Consider the following 19,594-nt stretch of genomic DNA (forward strand, 5'->3'; position numbering starts at 1 on the left):
TGAGGGTATCCGCTAAACAAAATTAACGTAACTTCTACTATTGAACGCACAATCTACCGCAAATTGCTGAAAATAGTAAATCGGCTTTACACTGAATGACGAAGATAGTTGACTAATTGTTCGCCCGCTATGCGAATGTGCTCGTTTAGCACTCTATTGGCTTCTTGGCTATCCTGCGTTGAAATCGCAATCAACAGCGCTTTATGTTCGTCCTGACTATGGGGTAAATAATCAAGTTTCATTTCCTGAAAGCCGATATAACGCCCACACAAGCGATGTAATTGCGCCACTGTTTCAAACAACGCAGGGCGCTGAGCTGGCAAATATAAACAGCGATGGAATTGCCAATTCAATTCGCCTTGCTGCAATATGTCACGTTGTTCGTTGGTTTGAAGTTGCTGTAATATATCCTTCGCTTTACCGAGTGTTTCAAAGTTGATATTGGGTATCGCATGGGCAAGCAACATGGGCTCTATATGCAGTCGCATAAGATACAAGTCTTCTGCGTCATTGGCGTTCAACGGGCGGATCATCACACCGGACTTTCCGTGATTCACTAACCAGCCTTCGTTTTTGAGACGTTGCAGAGTATCTCGTATAGGAATTCGACTAACACCATAGCGCATCGCTAGCTGAGTTTGTTTAAGTGCTTGGCCTTGCGGTAGTGCACCATGAACAATATCTCGCTTAAGCTGGATATACAGGTTGTCGATTTTTTTTAGCTGCATCTTATCCTTAATAATCTGTTTTTTATGTTTTAGGTATTTGCTTGGATCTTGCATTGAACAGCAGTGTAAGCATACCGATTACCAAGCCCCAAAAAGCCGACGAAATATCAAATACCGACACGCCTGATGCAGTGATAAGAAAGGTCAACACGGCGGCATCTCTGTATTGCTGGTCATATACCGAGCCATATAAACTAGCACCAATTGTGCCTAATAATGCCAGCCCTGCTAATGTGGCAATTAGCGCGGCTGGAAAAGCTGCAAATAAACTTACGACAGCTGTCGCCCCCAGTCCGGCAATAATATTAAATATGCCAGCAGATAAGCCGGCTATATATCGCTTGGTGGGATCGGGGTGTGATTCTTCACTGGTACAAATAGCTGCCGTAATGGCTGCTAGGTTGAAGCTAAAACCTCCAAATGGGGCTAAAATAAAATTTAATGTGCCACTAGTGGTGATAATAGGTGAAATTGGCTGTTGACCATAACCACTGGATTTAAGCACCGCCATACCAGGCAGATTTTGTGAGGTCATAGTAACGATAAAGAGCGGTATCCCTACACCTAGCATCAGTGAAAAATCAAAAGCTGGCGTGATCCAAATAGGTTTTGCTATTGCGATATCTAATACGCTGGTATTGAACATTTCTGCATATAGCGCATACAGAGTTCCTGTTATTAATACCACAAGAATGCTAAATCGTGGCGCCAGTCTTTTAGCAACGAAGTAACTTAGTAGCATGATACCTACGAGCATGGGCTGTGCAGCAAATGAACTAAAAACAGACAAACCAAATTGCAGCAATATGCCGCCAAGCATTGCATTGGCTAATGGTAGAGGAATACGCTGTGTTAGTTTGTCAAACCAGCCTGATAGGCCGGTAATTAATGTTAAAACAGCAACAAAAAGGAAAATTCCAATCGCTTGCTCGATACTGACGCCAATTAGACTAGTGGCAAGTAAAGCTGCTCCTGGGGTCGACCACACAATGATAATGGGTCGCTTGTAGTACCAAGACAATCCAAAACAACCTACTCCCATGCCAATTCCTAAGGCCCAAACCCAACTTACGATCATTTCATGGGTTGCGCCAGCTGCTTGGGCGGCTTGAAACACAATCGCGATGGCACTAGCGAAACCAACAAGCACAGCGATAAACCCAGCACTTATCGCAGAGAAGTTAAGGTCATTTAACAGCGCTTTCATTTTTGTATACCATAAATAATTTGTATACAAAAATAAAACGAGGCTGAAATGAAGTGAAATCTTTTTGTGTTTAACATCACTCTTAAGCTGCGATTGGCAAGCTGCGATTGGCAAGCCGCGATTCGCAAATCGCCATTGGTAGGCTTTGCGATGACAGAATTAAATTAGTCTGTCATCGCAAGAAGGTTAACAGTTATGGCATTGAGCATTGTCTGCTGTGAATTAGAAGATAAAGGTTAGCGATACTTTTTGGCTAAAAAAACTAACAAGAACGCACCGATATACATGGTTACACCGTATACACCAGGCGCCACAGCGTAGTCAGCGCGTTGCAAAAATGTAACTGCAATCAAAATAGCCATGGCTGAGTTTTGTACACCGACTTCTATGCCCAATGTTATGCAGTCTTTTGCACCTAGCTTAAAAAGAAGTCCCAATATGAGCCCGCTACTAATGGCAAGAATGTTCAGAGCCAGTGCACTGCTGAACACCGCTGTGAATGACGAAGCTAAGACAGCTCTCTCTTGGATCACAATTGCCACGATCATAAGCACCAAAAATGCACTGGCTAAATGCCGAAAAAATGGCTCACAACGTAACGCTTTTTGGGCAAAATAGTGACGTAAAACGATGCCAATCAATACAGGGACTAAGGTAATAAAAATTAAACCAATTGTGGTCGTAACCAAGGAAAATGATTGCTCTTCCTGCTGACCAAACTGGCTGATCGCAAATTGAATAATGAGTGGGGTGGTGATGACGCATATTAACGAGCTGATCGCCGTGAGACTAACCGAAAGTGCTAGATTGGCTCGCGCTAACTGGCTGATAATATTTGAGCTAGTTCCGCCTGGACAGGCTGCGAGTATCATAATGCCTATGGCTAAATGGGGCGCTAAATCAAACCATAAAGCAAGCAGGTATGCTAGAACGGGCAGTAACATAAGCTGGCCAAATAAGCCCAGCACTATGGGTAATGGTGCTCGCCATAGTTGTTGAAAATCATATTTAGTTAAGCTTAGGCCCATACCAAACATGATTAAGGCCAGTACGAGTGGCGCAATATATTGGGTTAACAAAGATTCGGTCATTATGTATTAAATTCACTTTATTGGTTGGCGTGCTATGCCATAAGGGTTAATAAGCTTGAAACTAAATCGCTATTTTAAGAAGGCGTCAAAGGCGATATGTATCGGCAACACCATTAATTTCTGAGAATAAGTCAACGATACAAGCACCACGGTTTGGCTTACGAGGCTGGTTGAGTAAACAGAAATTCGGTCAACTGAGTAATTATGTCATGCTGATCGACATCTGACAGATACAGCGTGAACAGATCACGCGTTATATTTGCCGGCAGGTTATTTCGGTTACTAGTGCTGTTCCAAATAAAATTGGTCCCACGTAGTCAACTATACCAACGCCAGTCTTTGCTTTGTGAGTAAGCGATATCTAGGAGCTTAACTCATTTTAGCTAACAGACTAAGCGGTGCGATACGGGCAATATATCGAAACAATGCCCATGGCCAAGTGGGTACAAAGCTGCTATCGACTTCTTTTTCAATCGCTCGTACCATGGCTTTGCAACCTGTTTCGGTATCAACAATAAATGGCACTGCTTTTACTTTTTCGTTGATTTCACTTTGAATAAAGCCAGGGTGGATAGTCGTCACCTTTATTGGGGTGTGCATAACATCGATACGAATACCTTCTGACATAGAGGTCAAAGCAGCTTTGGTTGCAGCATACACTGTCATTGCTCGACGAGCACCACGCACGGCACTCACGGAAGATATGGTGACCAAGTGACCGGCATTTTGCTCACGGAAAACTTCCATACTGGCTTCGCATTGCGCAAGGGCGGACACAAAGTTGGTGATAGCGGTCTGTTTATTTGCATGGAAATACCCTGTACCAATTGAAGCGCCTTTTCCCATGCCTGCATTGACTATGACTCTATCTAATCCCCCCATATCTTGGGCGAAACCTTTAATCACTTCGAACACTTGCGGATGGTCATCCACATCTAATGAGCGAATAAATACCTGAATGTTTGGATTAATAGTCAGTAATTCAGCTTTTAGTTCTGCTAGTCGTTCTAAGCGTCTGGCACACAGACCTAAGTTACGTCCCATTTTAGCAAATTCAATTGCCATCCCTTTGCCTAATCCTGAGCTGGCGCCAGTGATTACTATATTTTTTCTTGTCATGATGGCGATATCTCTGCTTTATTTGTAAGTTATAAGGTGGCGATGATGCCCCTCAAAGGCTGTGTGTTCATTTAGAGTCGACAATATTTGTCTTTCATTACTGATAACTATTTTACTGATCCCGCAATTCACCAAGGTCCAGTTTACATCCATTAAGTTTTCAGCCGGAACGTTTAATAGCTTCTGGCTCAATAGCGCTATCGGACCTCCCGAACTAAAAACGGCGATGTTTTTTACATCACCAGCTTGTTCAGCTGTTGTTTGTAAGGCTTGTTGAATACGAGTTTGATAAGCAAGCCAAGATTCACTGTAATCCTCGACATGATCATTGCTTATCCAGCGCGAAAAAGCGCTATCGAGTAAGCCTTGTAATGCGACGTTAGGGTTTGGTTGTTGTTTTAAGTAATCTTTCACCCCGTTCGCGCTAGCAAAATCCGCATTATACTGAGTTAAAATATCTTGATGGTTATACTCGTTCCAATCCGAGTTTATTGTCATTTGACTGACAACGCGATCATTAGCTTGCATGTTTCGCAAGCAAGCATCAGCAGTCTGTTGATGGCGCAGCATGCCACCGCTAATGACCTTGTCAAACTGTATGCCTCGTCTCAATAAATCAGCGCCTAAATGAGCAGCCTGTTGCTCGCCAATATTTGAAAGGCAATCGTAATCATCTTTGCCAAATGACGCTTGTCCATGCCTGATCAAATAAATACTAGCCATATTAACGCTTTCCTTTAATAGCCTGTCGGCATTGCCACATTAGGTAATGAACGAATAACCAAATATTTTTAAATGCAGGATTATTCGTTTGTTTATGGTGATATCGATAGTAAATTTGCTGAGCAATGGCGGCTAATCTAAATAGCCCATAGACTTCATAAAATGCAAAGTTGTCTACTTTAAAGCCCGTTTTATCTAGATAGTAATCGATTACTTCATGGCGCGAATACATACCGGGTAAATGCGTAGGTTGACGACGAGTAGATTTTGCCAGTCGATCGTCATTTGCCTGCACCCAATAGGCTAAGCTATTGCCCAAATCCATCAATGGGTCACCTAGGGTCGCAAGTTCCCAGTCGAGTACGCCAATAATTTGCGTTGGCTCTTGCGCGTTCAAAACGAGGTTGTCAAAACGAAAATCGTTATGGGTTAAGCAAATGTGTTCGTTATCAGGAATGTTGTCTTTAAGCCAATCGCAAATGTAATTTGCTTTGGGAACATTCCATGTGCGTGCTTTTTGATAGCGGTTAATCCAGCCGTCAATCTGCCGCTGAGTATAACCACTACCTTTCGCTATATGACTCAGGTTTGCAGCTTGATAATCAACTTTATGTAATTCTATCAGGCCGTCCAGCGCGTTTTCACATAGTGTTCGAGTTTGATGAGGCGATATTATTAAATTTTTAGGCATATTTTTGCGCGGAATGATGCCGTTGAATTTTTCCATCACGTAAAATTCAGCACCTATAACTGCTTCATCTTCGCAGTGTGCCAACATCTCAGGCACGTACGGGTAAACAGGCTTCAGCGCGTCTTGTAAGCGGTATTCTCGGCCCATATCGTGGGCGCCTTTCGCTTTTGTACCAGCGGGACCTCGACGCAAAATAACGTCGCTACTTTTGCCAGTAGGGTTTTTAAAAGCAAGACAATAGGTCCAGTTAGAAGCACCGCCTGCATATTGCGTTACGGTAGGTATACCGTTTAGATGCGGTATATGAGTCGATAGCCAAGGGAGAAGCGACTCAAGATTGAGCTCTTCTCCCTGACGAACGTTGCCAGCTTGATCGATGTCAGCCTGTTTATTTACCTGTTTCTCCATATTATTGGTATTTCTTCAATTCTAATCGGGTAACCATACCCATATGCACTTCATCTGGGCCATCAGCTAATCGAAGGGCGCGGGCGCCAGCGGCGAAGCGAGCCAGTGGGAAATCACTGCACATTCCGGCACCACCATGCAGTTGCACTGACATATCAACCACATCTTGCAACATCTTAGGCACTGCTACCTTGATCGCAGATATTTCAGTCATGGCATTTTTCACCCCAACTTTGTCTATTTTCCACGCCGCGTGCAGAGTCATTAGACGCGCTTGATGAATCGCAATACGTGCTTGCGCAATACGTTCACCATTGCCACCTAGTTTAATTAATGGTTTGCCAAAAGCAGTCCGACTTAAGCTGCGTTTCATGGCTAATTCTAAGGCTTTTTCAGCAGCTCCGATGGAACGCATACAATGGTGAATTCGACCTGGCCCTAAGCGCCCTTGTGCAATGGCAAAGCCTTTCCCCAAACCTACTAGCAAATTCTCTTTTGGAACACGCACATTGTTAAAGTGCATTTCACCGTGACCAGATGGCGCATCGAAGTCACCATAGGCGCTCAGCATACGTTTTATTTCAACGCCCGGAGTATCAAGAGGCACAACAACCATACTGTGCTGGCTATGCTTATCATTTTCAGGATTTGATAACGCCATGAAAATCGTGATTTTTGCATTAGGATGGCCTAGACCAGTTGACCACCATTTTTTACCATTTAATACCAGCTCGTCACCATCTACTTCTACAGTCGCTTCCATATTAGTGGCATCCGATGAGGCCACATCAGGCTCGGTCATACCAAACACCGAGCGAATTTCGCCGTCTAATAAAGGTTTAAGCCATTTGTCTTGTTGGTACTCGTTGCCGAAATGATAAAGCACTTCCATATTGCCCGTATCAGGAGCATTACAGTTAAATATTTCAGATGCGAATAACACGCGACCCATTTCTTCGGCTAATGGTGCGTACTCTAATGTTGTTAAGCCTTTTCCTAACTTATCGTCAGGTAAAAACAAATTCCATAATCCCGCTTCTTGCGCTTTGTGTTTCAACGGTTCAATAAAAGGGTGCATCTGCCATTTAGTCCAATCACCGGTAGGATTGAGTTCCTCCGTCTCGCGATAAATTTGTTCTTCTACTGGGTAAACGTGTTCATCCATAAAGGCTTTGACGCGTGCAATGTAGTCTTGAGTTTTTTGGCTATGAGCAAAATCCATGATCTTTCCTTTACGTTGGTTAATAACGGTTGTTGAATATATGACTAGCATAGCGGTATTGCTAAATTGAATGAAATGAAAAATAGTACGCGTATACTATGAATAACATTCATTATATGGTGAGGTAGCGATGGCAGATATGCATGCCCTTAAAAAGCTCGACTTAAATTTACTTAAGGTTTTTGAAAGCTTATACGTAGAGCAGAATATGACACGTACTGCTGACGTATTGCATATCACGCCATCTGCGGTCAGTCACTCGATTAAGCGTTTGCGAGAATGTCTCGGCGATCCGTTATTTCAGCGCAGCAACAACCGTATGCTACCTACACCAGCATGCCAAAGAATGGCGCCGTTGATCATTGATAACCTCACGCGATTACGTCAAATTATGCAGCACTGGGGAGAATTTCAACCACTTACCAGCGAGCATCACTTTAGAATCGGTATGCATTACGCGTTGGAGCCGAGTATTTTACCTGCCTTAACTACTCGATTGGCGCTCTTGGCCCCCAATGTCACGTTTTCGAGCGTGAAAGTTGACCGAGTGACATTAACCCGAGACTTGAGTGCAGGGCATATGGATTTAGCCTTAGATGTAGCCTTGCCGATTAAATCACCGGTACAGCACAAAAAGCTGATTGATGATGAATTCTGTGTCTTGATTCGTAAACAGCATCCTTTAACCGAATCGATGAACGTTGAAACGTATTTCGACGCCAAGCATATCGGTGTGTCAAATCGCTCAAGCGGTGCATCCGTAGAGGATTTATTGTTTCAGCAGCAGGGAAAGTCACGCAAAGTTGCGATCCGATGTCAGAATTATTATTCCGCTAAAAGTATGGTCGCAAATTCAGACAACTTACTCACCATACCTCGCCGCTTGGCTGAACACCTTAGACAAGACGATGTTGAACTAATTGATTTACCCATAAGGATCGCGCCAATTTCAACTCATCTTTATTGGCATAAAAATACTGAACAAGACTCAGCGCTCGATTGGCTCAGGTCGTTGTTTAAAGGGATTTTTGAAGACTAAGTGGATATGTGGCTCGCCATCGTGAAATAGCGAGCCCGTTTTATGAGATAGGGTCAATCGTGGTTGGTTGAACCGATACGGTGAATCGTTAAATCAGCACCTATGTATTCTTCTTCATCCGTTAAGCGTAGGCCTACTGTCATATGGATTAAGCCGTAAACTACCACACCGCCAATTAACGCGACTAGAATTCCGCCGGCTGTACCGATGACTTGGGCTGCTATGCTGACACCGCCTAAACCGCCTAGCCCCTCACTGCCAAAAATACCTGCTGCTATACCGCCCCAAGCACCACATAAACCATGTAATGGCCATACACCCAATACATCATCAAGCTTTTTACTGCGTTGAATAAAGGTAAATAGGGTCACAAACAACCACCCGGCGACCACCCCGATAAGCAATGCGCCAATAGGGTGTACGATATCTGAGCCAGCACATATAGCGACTAAACCCGCCAAGGGACCATTATGGACGAAGCCTGGGTCATTTTTACCAAATAACCAGGCCGCAATAATGCCACCCGCCATTGCCATCAGTGAGTTCATCGCGACTAAACCACTAATACCGTCTAATGTTTGTGCTGACATGACGTTAAACCCGAACCAACCTATACATAGTATCCAAGTGCCCAAGGCTAGAAAGGGAATATTTGAAGGCGCGAAAGCAATCAGCTTTTTGTCTTTCACTCGTCCGTTACGTAATCCTAAGAAAAACACCGCCACTAATGCTAACCAACCGCCGACTGCATGTACTACAACCGAGCCCGCAAAATCGTGAAAGGGTGAGCCTGTTGTTCGTGTAATCCAGTCCTGCACGCCATAATTCCCGTTCCATACTACGCCTTCAAAAAAGGGATAAATCAGCGCAACGATAACCGCAGAAGCCAGCAAAAATGGATTGAATTTAGCACGCTCTGCTATACCGCCCGAAATAATGGCAGGAATAGCCGCCGCGAACGTCATCAAGAAGAAAAACTTCACTAGGTCATAGCCGTTGTTGGCAGTTAGTTCCCGGGCGCTACTATAAAATGAGGTGTCGTAGGCAATCCAGTAACCGATAAAGAAATAAGCGACACAAGAAACCCCAAAATCGGTGATGATCTTGACTAAGGCATTGACTTGGTTTTTATGGCGAACGGTGCCGACTTCCAAAAATGCGAAACCTGCATGCATGGCAAAAACCATGATCGCACCAATCAGTAAAAAATAGGTATTAGAACTTTGCACCAATAATTCGGTGGCGCTAGTGACATCTTGCATGTTGATATATCTCTGTGTGACAGGTTAATTGTGACAACAAGGTAAATTCAGTTATTTCAGTTTTCTATTTTCATAGAGCTTATGGTGTTGTTTTTATCGACTGAAAATAGTCACTTCTATTGCTTTGCGCCTTGTTATGGCAGAATCATACATTGCGTTAACAAACGTGTGGGCTTCACATATAGAACTAAAAAACATAGCCCATTCAAATTTAACATTATTTTTTAAACTAAAGGCTAGTTGTTAATTTTCAGTACTGTGTATTACTGAACGTATGCATAAAACCCGCTAAGGATAGCCTGATTGTTTATAGGATGTCATTTAAAGGTCTGATTTTTGATACATTACATCCTGGCCTATTAGATTAATATAAATGGCTACCACTGAATGAGAAATACCATGAAAAATAGCGTTTTCTATAAATTCGCACTCTATACATTAAGTAGTTTATATTTGCTCATTGGTGTTAATAGCACTGCGGTTGAGCTAATTGCAGTAGAACGAACAAATAACGTACTCGATACCAAGCAACGAGAATTGTTGCTTGAAAAGCTCCAGCAAAGTGACTTGGTGCGTGTCATTATTGAACTTGATATTGAATCAAATGTTGCCGTATCTACAACGCACTCTGATACTGAGCAAAATGATGCTAACGTTCAAAAAATCATTAGTGCGCAAGCTAGTTTGCAAGCAACGCTTGATCAATCAGGCGCGCAACTGACCCATAGTTTTACACATCTACCCATGGCCGTGTATGAAATAGATATGCGTGCATTGTTACTTCTTGAGCAGAGCAAGCTGGTTAAAAGTATTCAAGTCGATCAAATTCGTCAACCCACCTTGGCCCAGAGTAACAATATAATAGGTAGCGAAGCTGCCTATGAGCTCGGCGCAGATGGCGCAGGTCAAGCGGTAGCAATACTCGACTCTGGTATTGAGTCAAGTCATCCATTCTTAAATGGCAAAGTGATATCTGAAGCGTGTTTTTCGACTAATCGTAGTAGTGGATTTTCAGAATCGATTTGTCCCAGTGGTAATAATGATGAAATTGCTGATGGCGCTGCGCAAGCATGTAATTTCAGTGGTTGCTACCACGGTACCCATGTAGCGGGGATTGTTGCAGGTAACGGCGACACCTTGCATGGAGTGGCTAAAAATGCTGACATCATCGCTATTCAGGTATTCTCAAAGATCCTTGATAGTAGCTATTGTGACGGGAGTCCGCCTTGTTTAGGTGCTTATGATTCTGACGTTATTCAAGGGTTAGAGCGGGTATATACCTTGCGAAACACCTACTCAATTCCTTCTGTAAACATTAGTTTAGGGGCGGGGGGCTATCTGACTCAAAATGCGTGTGATTCAGATAACCGTAGTTATGCTACAGCGGTCACTAAACTAAACGACGCAGGTATCGCGGTGGTGATTGCCGCAGGTAACAATGGTTACAGCAACAAGGTAAGCGCACCGGGTTGTGTTACTAACGCTATCAGTGTTGGGGCGACCACAGATAGTGATAGCGTGGCGTCATTTAGTAATCGAGCGAGTTATTTAACACTACTGGCACCAGGTACGAGCATCAATTCTTCTGTGCCGGGTGCAAAATATTCTACCTTGCAAGGCACATCTATGGCAGCTCCCCATGTTGCAGGGGCGTTTGCTGCATTAGCGTCTTTGGAAAGCAAACCAGATAAACAGCAAATGCTTGGGGCGTTATTAAATACGGCTAAAGCCGTTGACTCAGGCGCGTTAACATTTGGTCGCATAGCGTTGGGGGATGCTGCCCAAAATCTAATGCCTGAGCCCGTAATCAATCAACAACTGAGTATCCGCTTAACCGTAGATAACTCAGAAACGATCTATTTTAACGGTGTGTTATTAGGTGAATCGGATAACTGGAAAAACAGTAAGCTGTATAACGTTAACGTTACACAAGTAAATAACGTACTGGCGGTTAAAGCCATGGACGTCGATGGCTTAGCGGCATTGCTCGCTCAATTAGATTTAGCAGGTCAGCCCTTATACAGTGATGAAAACTGGAAAGTATCTACTGAATACAACGAAGGTTGGCAGCAAACTGATTTTGATGATAGCCAATGGCAGGCAGCAACCACCTATGGCTATTATGGCGTATGGCCTTGGTACAAAAAAGTAAAATGGTGGCCTAGTACAAGTGAAGCTCAGTGGCTTTGGTCAAATGAACGTTATGACGATGATACCGTGTACTTTCGTTATCACATAACGGCAAGCAGTGAGCCTACCCTTGCTCCAGTGGTTCTTGAGACACTCGCTTTGGCTGACGGGCAGGTGAGTGAAGCCTATTCAATTAAGTTGGCTGCCAGTGGTGGAAGTGAGTCTTTTGTGTGGTCTTTAAGCAGCGGTACTTTGCCCAATGGGATTAGTCTTGATGCTCTGACTGGCGAGTTGGCTGGAACGCCTAATGAAGCAGGCGATTTTACTTTCACTGTCACAGTAAGTGATACTGCGGGCACGCAAGACCAGCAAACCTTTACGCTGTCTATCATTAGCGCGCCAGTGACATCAGAAATGGCAACAATCACCATTTCGGTTGATAATTTTGAAGACACTTTCTTTAATGGCGTATTCTTAGGCTCATCAACCAATTGGATGTACGCTAAGAGTTATTTAGTGGAACTGGTCTCTGGTCGAAACGTGTTAGCGATTAAGGCGCAAGACGTAGACGGTATTGCTGCGCTTATTGCTAAGGTAGAAACTGAACTGGGTGTGATTGTCAGCGACGCTAATTGGAAAGTTTCTACTCAAGCATTTGATAATTGGAATACCCAAAGTTTTGATGATAGTAATTGGGCTAATGCATCAGCTTACGCCTCTTATGGGGCACAACCGTGGCGCTCACGAGTGAGTGGACTGAATGGTTCTAACGGCGCCCAATGGATTTGGTCCGGTGATAACGATTTAGATGATCTGGTGTATTTCAGGCTGGTAATTGAACGTCCCTAATTCGAAAAATACCCCAGATGTAGTCAATAAAGAAGGAATAACCCTATAAATCGAGTTGGAGTATTTCCAACTCGATTTTTTTGTTTTGTGACTCCTCGGCACAATGAAAATCTGACCTTTGCTTCAAAAAATTTAATGCGCCAGTCAGAAAAATGACACTTCAATTTATATCGTTGTATCGGTGTTGAATTTACTTTATAAGTTATTGATTAAAATAGTAATACCCACCTTGGCACAATCTCTGCTGAAGATTAAATATCTTAGTTAAGCATTAGCTGCTCACCAGAAGCAGTACCAGGTACTCATATGATCGGCTCTACCCATATTCAAATTACTAACACCCACCGTCAAGGCATTACGTACAAGGTTAAACCAACAATAGGTGCGGCTGATATATTGCACCAATTGCTGCCTAAACTATGTGTAAATGAATCTCGAGCACAATATCAGCCTATTACCGGGCTGGACCACTATATGCGCCAAGAAACCGAACATTTGCTAGCGCGAATTGAGACCCATTGTGAAATGGTGCTCGAAGCAATGAGCGTAAATACGATTGGTCGCGAGACGCCTACGTTTACTTTGAGGTATACCAACGATAAATGCCAACTTGATGGCCAATACCCACAAGGATTATTGAAAAAACTGAATCAAGACAGCTGGCTTATGGATGCATTCGCTTGGCTTTTACCCAATTACCTAACGTTAGTCCACTCGTTGGAATTGGTAGCATTTTCATATATTTATAAGCGCTCACGCTCAAAAGCGACTAAGACTTACCGTCATTTTGATAATAAAAATAACGGTTTGGTTGTATCAGTAACGTTCGCAACAGGAAAAGCCCAGTGGAATATAACGTCACCCATTAACGTTTATCATTTGTAAAAAACCAGAACCAGCGACGCTTAGTTTGCTTCAGATATTGAGCCAATAGGGGGGGGTATCATTTTTTTGTCAATCGATAACAACTGTAGAGAAAACGATTATCTACCACAGTAATAAGTGTTTTTTTCTTTATTTGGACGGCTATACCACTAACAAAAATGCCCTCTAAATAGGAGAGCATTGAGCAAACATAAGGTTTTCAGCACTTGCTAAATGCCCCCACCGCTTAGAATATTATTCTGATGTTTGCTCTCTACCTAGCAAGGCCAACGCTGCTTCTTTTGCTGGTTTGGCTTCATATAATACTTTGTATATTTGCTCGCAGATCGGCATTTCTACATTGTGACGAGCAGCCAATTGATGTACTTCTTTGGTATTACGATAGCCTTCAACCACTTGGCCGATTTCTACAATCGCGTCGTCAATGCTTTTACCTGCACCTAGGGCTAAACCGAAGCGACGATTACGGGATTGATTGTCAGTGCAAGTTAATACTAAGTCACCTAGGCCTGCCATCCCCATAAAGGTTTCAGGCTGTGCGCCTAAGGTTATTCCCAAGCGAGTTAATTCAGCTAGGCCACGGGTTATCAAAGCTATTCTGGCGTTTGAACCAAAACCTAGGCCGTCAGCTAAGCCTGCGCCTATAGCGATAACGTTCTTTACCGCGCCACCTAATTGCACACCAACAAAATCATTATTCTTGTAGACGCGAAATGAACGAGAGCAGTGCAGCATATTGGCGAAATCAGTGGCTAATTGGTCGTCCGTTGATGAAACAGAAATCGCGGTGGGTAACCCTGCTACCATTTCTTTGGCGAAGGTCGGGCCCGATACCACTGCAAGAGGAATAGTATCACCGAGTATTTCGCGCGCCACATCTTGCAATAATCTGCCGTTTTCGGGATCAAGTCCTTTGGTGGCCCAAATAATTCTATGCTTTGCTGTAAGCATAGGTTTTATTTGGCGTAACAAAGCTGAAAAACCATGACTGGGGGTCACAATAAGCAAATCATTATTGAGACCAACAGCGGTGGGCAAGTCGGCTTCAATACTTAACGACTCAGGGAAGATAGCCCCGGGCAAATATTTTTGATTACTTCTCGCGGCGGCCATATCATGCATTTGCTTCGGATCTCGGCCCCACAGCGTTGTGGCAACTCCATTTCTGGCGAGACAAAAAGCAAGGGCGGTGCCATATGACCCCGCCCCTAAGACTGAAACTGTTTGTTTCATTACGTAAGTACTTAAGCGTCTAGCTGCGTAGGTGCTTGTTCTTGAGCCTGTTGAGCTGCACGTTTTTGCATGTAAGCCGCAAAGATAGCATCAAAGTTAACAGGCGCAAGGTTAAGCGGTGGGAAAGTACCACGATTAACCAAGTTAGAAATTGTTTCACGAGCATAAGGGAAAAGCGTGTTCGGACAAAAAGAACCCAACATATGTGCTTTATTTTGCTCAGGCATTTCGCCAATGGCAAAAATACCTGCTTGCTGAACTTCACATAAAAATGCTGTTTCATCACCTAACATAGCCGTCACGGTCACTGCTAATACGATCTCGTAGACATTTTCTTCAATCAGCGTACTGCGTGTGTCCAAATCTAATTGAACTTCAGGTTTCCATTCTTTTTGAAAAACAGCCGGTGAATTAGGTGTTTCAAATGAAATATCTTTGGTGTAAATACGTTGAATTGCGAATTGAGGTCCCTGAGCTGCTTGCGCTGCGTCAGCTGGATTTGTTTGGTTTTCTTCAGCCATTATTCTTCCTTAAGTTTTCTGCTTATGCAGAAAGTAATGTATCTAGTTTATTTTGTGATTCTAACGCGAACATATCATCACAGCCGCCAACATGTTGGTCAGCGATAAATATTTGTGGCACGGTTGATCCGCCATTTGCGCGCTTTATCATTTCGGCACGTAATTCGGGTTGAACATCTACTTTAAATTCTGTGTATTGCACACCTTTTTGCTCCAATAATGCTTTGGCGCGGTGACAGTATGGACAATGCCCTTTGGTGTAAATCTCGACTTTACTCATAATAAATATACCTTTTTGTTTATTTGCTAATAGGAAGACTGGCGCCTTGCCAAGCGTTCATCCCACCTTTAAGAACGGTTACCTGCTCAAAACCTTCCTTAAGCATTTGGTTCGCGGTACGTTTACATGTCATACCCATTGCACACACAACAATAATGGGTTTGTCTTTTTGATTTTCAAGGCTAGAAAAATCGCCCTTAGTCACGTATTCAGGCTTTATCTGTTTAGCGCCTAAAATATGACCCTTTTTAAATTCGGCCACTGGACGAATATCTAACACCATGGCATCATTTTTATTCATTAAAAGTGTTGCTTCGTGGGTACTAAGTTCTTTTAGCTTCGAAAACGAACTCGCCACCGTGGTGTATAGTAGTGATAGTAATAAAGCGACGAATAAACCCGCTAAAATGTAGTGATTTGTAGCAAATTCAATCACTTGATCCATAAATATTGCGCCTCTGTAAAACATTCAAGGTAAAAAAATGAGTGCAAAGTATATAGAAATTATGGCCTAAAACCAGTGGCATAGCTGTGTCTTGCCCTAACTAATAAAATAAGCTTTTGTAAACGGAGGGTTTTTTCCTCCAAATGCCCGTGACGAGCAAAGATACACAGGATAATATGGCTGATGTGATGGTAAACTGTTTATGTTTACTTTGTATTCAACCGTTTTAACCCCACGTTACTTTTTTAAACTAATTTCCAGCGGAGACAGACAATCATGAGCCAAGGCAAAAAAACGTTAGCCCTAATTATTATGGATGGGTGGGGACATCGAGAAGATACCGCTAATAACGCCATTGCCCACGCAAACACACCTGTACTTGACCGCTTGACTAAAGAAACCACCAATACGCTGATTTCTGCATCTGGTATGGACGTAGGTCTTCCAGGTGGGCAAATGGGTAACTCGGAAGTGGGCCATGTAAATTTAGGTGCTGGGCGAGTGGTATATCAAGACTTTACTCGCGTGACCAAAGCCATCGAAGACGGTGACTTCTTTGAGAATGAAGTATTGGTTAATAATGTTGATAAGGCTGTTGAAGAAGGCAAAGCCGTTCATATTATGGGCTTATTGTCACCAGGTGGCGTGCATAGCCACCAAGATCATATTTTCGCTATGATAAAATTAGCCGTTAAGCGCGGTGCAAAAAAGGTTTACTTACACGCATTTTTAGATGGCCGGGACACGCCACCTCGCAGCGCAGAAGCCTCATTAGAAGCCGCAGACCAGGTGTTTGCCGAGCTGGGTGTGGGGAAAACTGCCACAATGATTGGCCGTTACTACGCCATGGATCGTGACTCTCGTTGGGACCGCGTTGAAAAAGCATACAAGGTGATTGCTAAAGGTGAAGGCGCATTTAATGTAGCTAGTGCGGTTGAAGGGCTTAAGAATTCTTATGCTCGTGAAGAAAACGACGAATTTATGCAACCTACCGTGATTGGTGAGGCTGTGCCAATTGAAGCTGGCGATATCTTGTTTTTTATGAATTTTAGAGCGGATCGCGCTCGTGAAATCAGTCGTCCTTTCGTGGAAGCCGATTTTAGTGATTTCGACAAAGGCCAACATATTGATTTAGGCGCGTTTGTTATGCTGACTCGATACGCCGAAAGTATTGATGCCCCCGCGGCATATCCGCCGGTACCCTTGGTCAACGTTATGGGCGAATGGCTGGCTAGTCACGGTAAAACGCAGTTGCGTATCTCAGAAACTGAGAAGTTTGCTCATGTGACGTTTTTCTATAGCGGTGGTAAAGAAGATTTGTACGAAGGCGAAGAACGTATTTTGATCCCTTCACCAAAAGTCGCAACTTATGATCTGCAGCCTGAAATGAATTCGACGGAATTGACTGACAAATTAGTCGCGGCAATTGAATCGGGTAAATTTGATGCGATTATCTGTAACTACCCAAATGGCGATATGGTAGGTCACACAGGCAATTTTGATGCAGCAGTCAAAGCATGTGAAGCCGTTGATACTTGTATTGGTCGTGTCGTTGAAGCAATCAAAAACGTCGGTGGCGATTGTTTGATTACAGCGGACCATGGTAACGCAGAAAAAATGGCTGATGAAAGTACTGGTCAGGCCCACACGGCACATACCAGTGAACTCGTGCCATTTTGGCATGTTGGCCAAAAAACCACTGCGCGTTCAGGTGGTACATTAAGTGATGTGGCGCCAACTATGCTGCACTTGATGGGTATGGAGCAACCACCAGAAATGACTGGAACACCTATTGTAACTTTGGTTAAGTAGCTCTTTTGCAGCCATTGTTTTTGTGGTTTAAGAACAAAAAAGCACCATTGATATGGTGCTTTTTGTTTGCCTGTTTTTTGCCGTTTCAAGCCTATGGTCAATCAAAAGACGAGTTACAGGCTCTGCAAAAACAGATTAAGCAAAAACAGCAGCAGGTTGCCAAACAGTTAGCTAAAGCCAAGACACTACAAACCGAATTAAAGCAAAGCGAGCTTAAAATCGCTTCAGCGGCAAAAGCACTCAATAAAACTGAGCAAGCTTTAAAAGCCAACCAACAAGATCAGAAAACGCTCAAAAAACGTCAGGGTGAAATTCAGCGCAAGTTGGCCCAGCAACAAGAAACCTTAGCCAAACAGATTCGTAGTGCGTTTATGACCGGCAACTACGATTATGCCAAAATGCTGCTTAATCAAGAAAACGCCGCTAAATTTGAACGCACTATTACCTATTACGAATATCTCAATAAAGCCAGACGTGAGATTATCGATGAATTTCGCCAATTAGGTGACGAGTTAGTTCAGGTTAATTTAACCTTAGTTGAAAAACAGGATAGCCTGCAAAATTTACTCGACCGCCAGCAAGCTCAGCAAGCGACGCTAACTCAGGGTCTGCGCAGTCGAGAGCAAACTTTGAGTAAGCTGCAATTCGCTATCGAAAGCGATGCAGCTAAAATAGAAGAGCTGCAAGCAAACGAACAAAATTTACGTAAAGCCATTACCGAAGCCGAGCGTTTAGCCGCTCAAAAGCCGACTACCTTCGATGGGCTGGCTAAATTAAAAGGTAAATTACTCAAGCCTGCCCAAGGGCAAGTACGCAAATTGTTCGGTACTAAGCGCCAAGGGCAGGTGCGTTGGAAAGGGATAATAGTTGACGCTAACGCCGGTAATAATGTGGTGGCGATTCACCACGGTAAGATCTTGTACGCAGATTGGTTGCGAGGGTTTGGCTTAGTCATCGTTGTCGACCACGGAGAGGGCTATATGAGCCTTTACGGTCATAACCAAGCCTTATTGCACCAAACAGGCGATATTGTGTCCGCCGGAGAGCCCATTGCACTAGTGGGGCAAAGTGGTGGCCAATCATCGCCGAATTTGTATTTCGAAATTCGCTATAAAGGTGATCCGATCAATCCTACACAGTGGCTAAAATTATAATGGTTTATCACAATTGATGCTGCGTTTTTCTTTCAGTATTTTTAGCCTTGCGGTGGCGCTATCATGGGGGCCTGCAATGCCCGTAAAGAGTGCTCAAATCGCCATTATAATCGATGATGTAGGCAATAATCGTCTTCGAGATGCCGCCGCCTTCGCGCTACCTAAAAATGTTGCTGTGTCAATTTTGCCGCATAAAAGTATGAGCCAAAAATATGCCGCTTTAGCCCAAGAGCAACAGCGAGAATTTTTACTGCATATGCCGATGGAATCCATGGCTGGGCTAAGACAAGAGCCAAATGTATTGTTGGCCAGTATGAACGACAAGACCATAGTACAAACCCTTAATGCGGCCTTTGCCAGCGTGCCTAATGCCTTAGGTATGAACAATCATATGGGCAGCCGGTTAACGCAACTTGAACATCCTATGCGTACTACCATGAACTACCTGTATCAACACGGTTTAGTGTTTATTGACAGTCGTACAACTGTTCTTACACAAGCCGAAACTATTGCCAAGCAGCGTCACGTGCCCACCATGCGTCGGCACGTGTTTTTAGATAATGATTTAGCGGTTGAAAAAATTGATCGTCAATTTAATCTTTTACTGAGAAAAGCACGTAAATATGGGCGTTCGTTGGCGATTGGGCATCCTCATCGTCAGACCATTGCATATTTGCAGCAACGACTGCCGAAATTAGCAGACGACAATGTACAGCTTATCTCCCTCAGTGCTATGTTGTTACTCCAAGGTGATAACGCACAGAAAAGCGTGATAACCGAATAATTCATTTTGTA

At 43.5% G+C, this 19,594-nt stretch carries 18 protein-coding genes; 6 read left to right on the forward strand and 12 right to left on the reverse strand.

The window, feature by feature from the left end; translation table 11 throughout:
- Positions 1-86: 86 nt before the first annotated feature.
- From GQS54_RS02015 to GQS54_RS02045, 7 genes are all read right to left on the reverse strand, one after another.
- Entirely contained in the window at positions 87-728 is a 642-nt protein-coding gene (locus GQS54_RS02015; protein WP_166422324.1) for a GntR family transcriptional regulator, read from the reverse strand.
- A 22-nt stretch (positions 729-750) separates the two neighbouring features.
- Positions 751-1,935, reverse strand: a complete 1,185-nt coding sequence (locus tag GQS54_RS02020; RefSeq protein ID WP_166422325.1) for a benzoate/H(+) symporter BenE family transporter — start codon at positions 1,933-1,935, stop codon at positions 751-753.
- Positions 1,936-2,171: 236 nt separating this feature from the next.
- The gene (locus GQS54_RS02025; protein WP_166422326.1) at positions 2,172-3,026 is read right to left on the reverse strand and encodes a bile acid:sodium symporter family protein; all 855 of its coding nucleotides are present in this window, start codon (positions 3,024-3,026) and stop codon (positions 2,172-2,174) included.
- A 369-nt stretch (positions 3,027-3,395) separates the two neighbouring features.
- The gene (locus GQS54_RS02030; protein ID WP_166422327.1) at positions 3,396-4,145 is read right to left on the reverse strand and encodes an SDR family oxidoreductase; all 750 of its coding nucleotides are present in this window, start codon (positions 4,143-4,145) and stop codon (positions 3,396-3,398) included.
- Between the two features lie 18 nt (positions 4,146-4,163).
- The gene (locus GQS54_RS02035) at positions 4,164-4,868 is read right to left on the reverse strand and encodes a histidine phosphatase family protein (protein WP_166422328.1); all 705 of its coding nucleotides are present in this window, start codon (positions 4,866-4,868) and stop codon (positions 4,164-4,166) included.
- A gap of 1 nt (position 4,869) precedes the next feature.
- Positions 4,870-5,967: a phosphotransferase family protein gene (locus GQS54_RS02040; RefSeq protein WP_166422329.1), complete on the reverse strand. Its 1,098-nt coding sequence runs from the start codon at positions 5,965-5,967 to the stop codon at positions 4,870-4,872.
- Position 5,968: 1 nt separating this feature from the next.
- Positions 5,969-7,189 (reverse strand): acyl-CoA dehydrogenase family protein, encoded by a 1,221-nt coding sequence (locus GQS54_RS02045; RefSeq protein ID WP_166422330.1) that lies wholly within the window; start codon positions 7,187-7,189, stop codon positions 5,969-5,971.
- A 130-nt stretch (positions 7,190-7,319) separates the two neighbouring features.
- On the opposite strand from GQS54_RS02045, the gene GQS54_RS02050 reads away from it, so the two are divergent.
- The gene (locus GQS54_RS02050; protein WP_166422331.1) at positions 7,320-8,228 is read left to right on the forward strand and encodes a LysR family transcriptional regulator; all 909 of its coding nucleotides are present in this window, start codon (positions 7,320-7,322) and stop codon (positions 8,226-8,228) included.
- A 53-nt stretch (positions 8,229-8,281) separates the two neighbouring features.
- On the opposite strand, the gene GQS54_RS02055 is transcribed toward GQS54_RS02050, so the two are convergent.
- Complete coding sequence (locus GQS54_RS02055) at positions 8,282-9,490, reverse strand: ammonium transporter (protein ID WP_166422332.1); 1,209 nt, start codon at positions 9,488-9,490, stop codon at positions 8,282-8,284.
- Positions 9,491-9,889: 399 nt separating this feature from the next.
- On the opposite strand from GQS54_RS02055, the gene GQS54_RS02060 reads away from it, so the two are divergent.
- Positions 9,890-12,469: a S8 family serine peptidase gene (locus GQS54_RS02060; protein WP_166422333.1), complete on the forward strand. Its 2,580-nt coding sequence runs from the start codon at positions 9,890-9,892 to the stop codon at positions 12,467-12,469.
- Positions 12,470-12,775: 306 nt separating this feature from the next.
- Positions 12,776-13,354: a hypothetical protein gene (locus tag GQS54_RS02065; protein ID WP_166422334.1), complete on the forward strand. Its 579-nt coding sequence runs from the start codon at positions 12,776-12,778 to the stop codon at positions 13,352-13,354.
- 234 nt (positions 13,355-13,588) lie between these two features.
- Here GQS54_RS02065 and gpsA read toward each other — a convergent pair whose 3' ends face one another.
- Genes gpsA through GQS54_RS02085 form a run of 4 tightly spaced genes read right to left on the reverse strand, consistent with a single transcriptional unit; the run spans position 13,589 to position 15,833 of the window.
- On the reverse strand, positions 13,589-14,587 hold the full coding sequence (gene gpsA, locus GQS54_RS02070) for an NAD(P)H-dependent glycerol-3-phosphate dehydrogenase (protein ID WP_166422335.1): 999 nt from the start codon (positions 14,585-14,587) through the stop codon (positions 13,589-13,591).
- An 11-nt stretch (positions 14,588-14,598) separates the two neighbouring features.
- Positions 14,599-15,108 carry a protein-export chaperone SecB gene (secB, locus tag GQS54_RS02075; RefSeq protein WP_166422336.1) on the reverse strand — a complete coding sequence of 170 codons (510 nt, stop codon included), beginning with the start codon at positions 15,106-15,108 and terminating at the stop codon, positions 14,599-14,601.
- A gap of 22 nt (positions 15,109-15,130) precedes the next feature.
- The gene (grxC, locus tag GQS54_RS02080; protein WP_166422337.1) at positions 15,131-15,388 is read right to left on the reverse strand and encodes a glutaredoxin 3; all 258 of its coding nucleotides are present in this window, start codon (positions 15,386-15,388) and stop codon (positions 15,131-15,133) included.
- A 19-nt stretch (positions 15,389-15,407) separates the two neighbouring features.
- The gene (locus GQS54_RS02085) at positions 15,408-15,833 is read right to left on the reverse strand and encodes a rhodanese-like domain-containing protein (protein ID WP_166422338.1); all 426 of its coding nucleotides are present in this window, start codon (positions 15,831-15,833) and stop codon (positions 15,408-15,410) included.
- A gap of 276 nt (positions 15,834-16,109) precedes the next feature.
- Here GQS54_RS02085 and gpmI point away from each other — a divergent pair, with 276 nt between their 5' ends.
- From gpmI to GQS54_RS02100, 3 genes are all read left to right on the forward strand, one after another.
- Complete coding sequence (gene gpmI, locus GQS54_RS02090) at positions 16,110-17,645, forward strand: 2,3-bisphosphoglycerate-independent phosphoglycerate mutase (protein WP_166422339.1); 1,536 nt, start codon at positions 16,110-16,112, stop codon at positions 17,643-17,645.
- Between the two features lie 62 nt (positions 17,646-17,707).
- On the forward strand, positions 17,708-18,799 hold the full coding sequence (locus tag GQS54_RS02095; RefSeq protein ID WP_166422340.1) for a peptidoglycan DD-metalloendopeptidase family protein: 1,092 nt from the start codon (positions 17,708-17,710) through the stop codon (positions 18,797-18,799).
- A 76-nt stretch (positions 18,800-18,875) separates the two neighbouring features.
- On the forward strand, positions 18,876-19,583 hold the full coding sequence (locus GQS54_RS02100) for a divergent polysaccharide deacetylase family protein (RefSeq protein WP_240919797.1): 708 nt from the start codon (positions 18,876-18,878) through the stop codon (positions 19,581-19,583).
- The last annotated feature ends 11 nt before the right edge of the window (positions 19,584-19,594 follow it).

The sequence above is a fragment of the Paraglaciecola sp. 20A4 genome (assembly GCF_011378905.1).
Classification (GTDB): Bacteria; Pseudomonadota; Gammaproteobacteria; order Enterobacterales; family Alteromonadaceae; genus Paraglaciecola.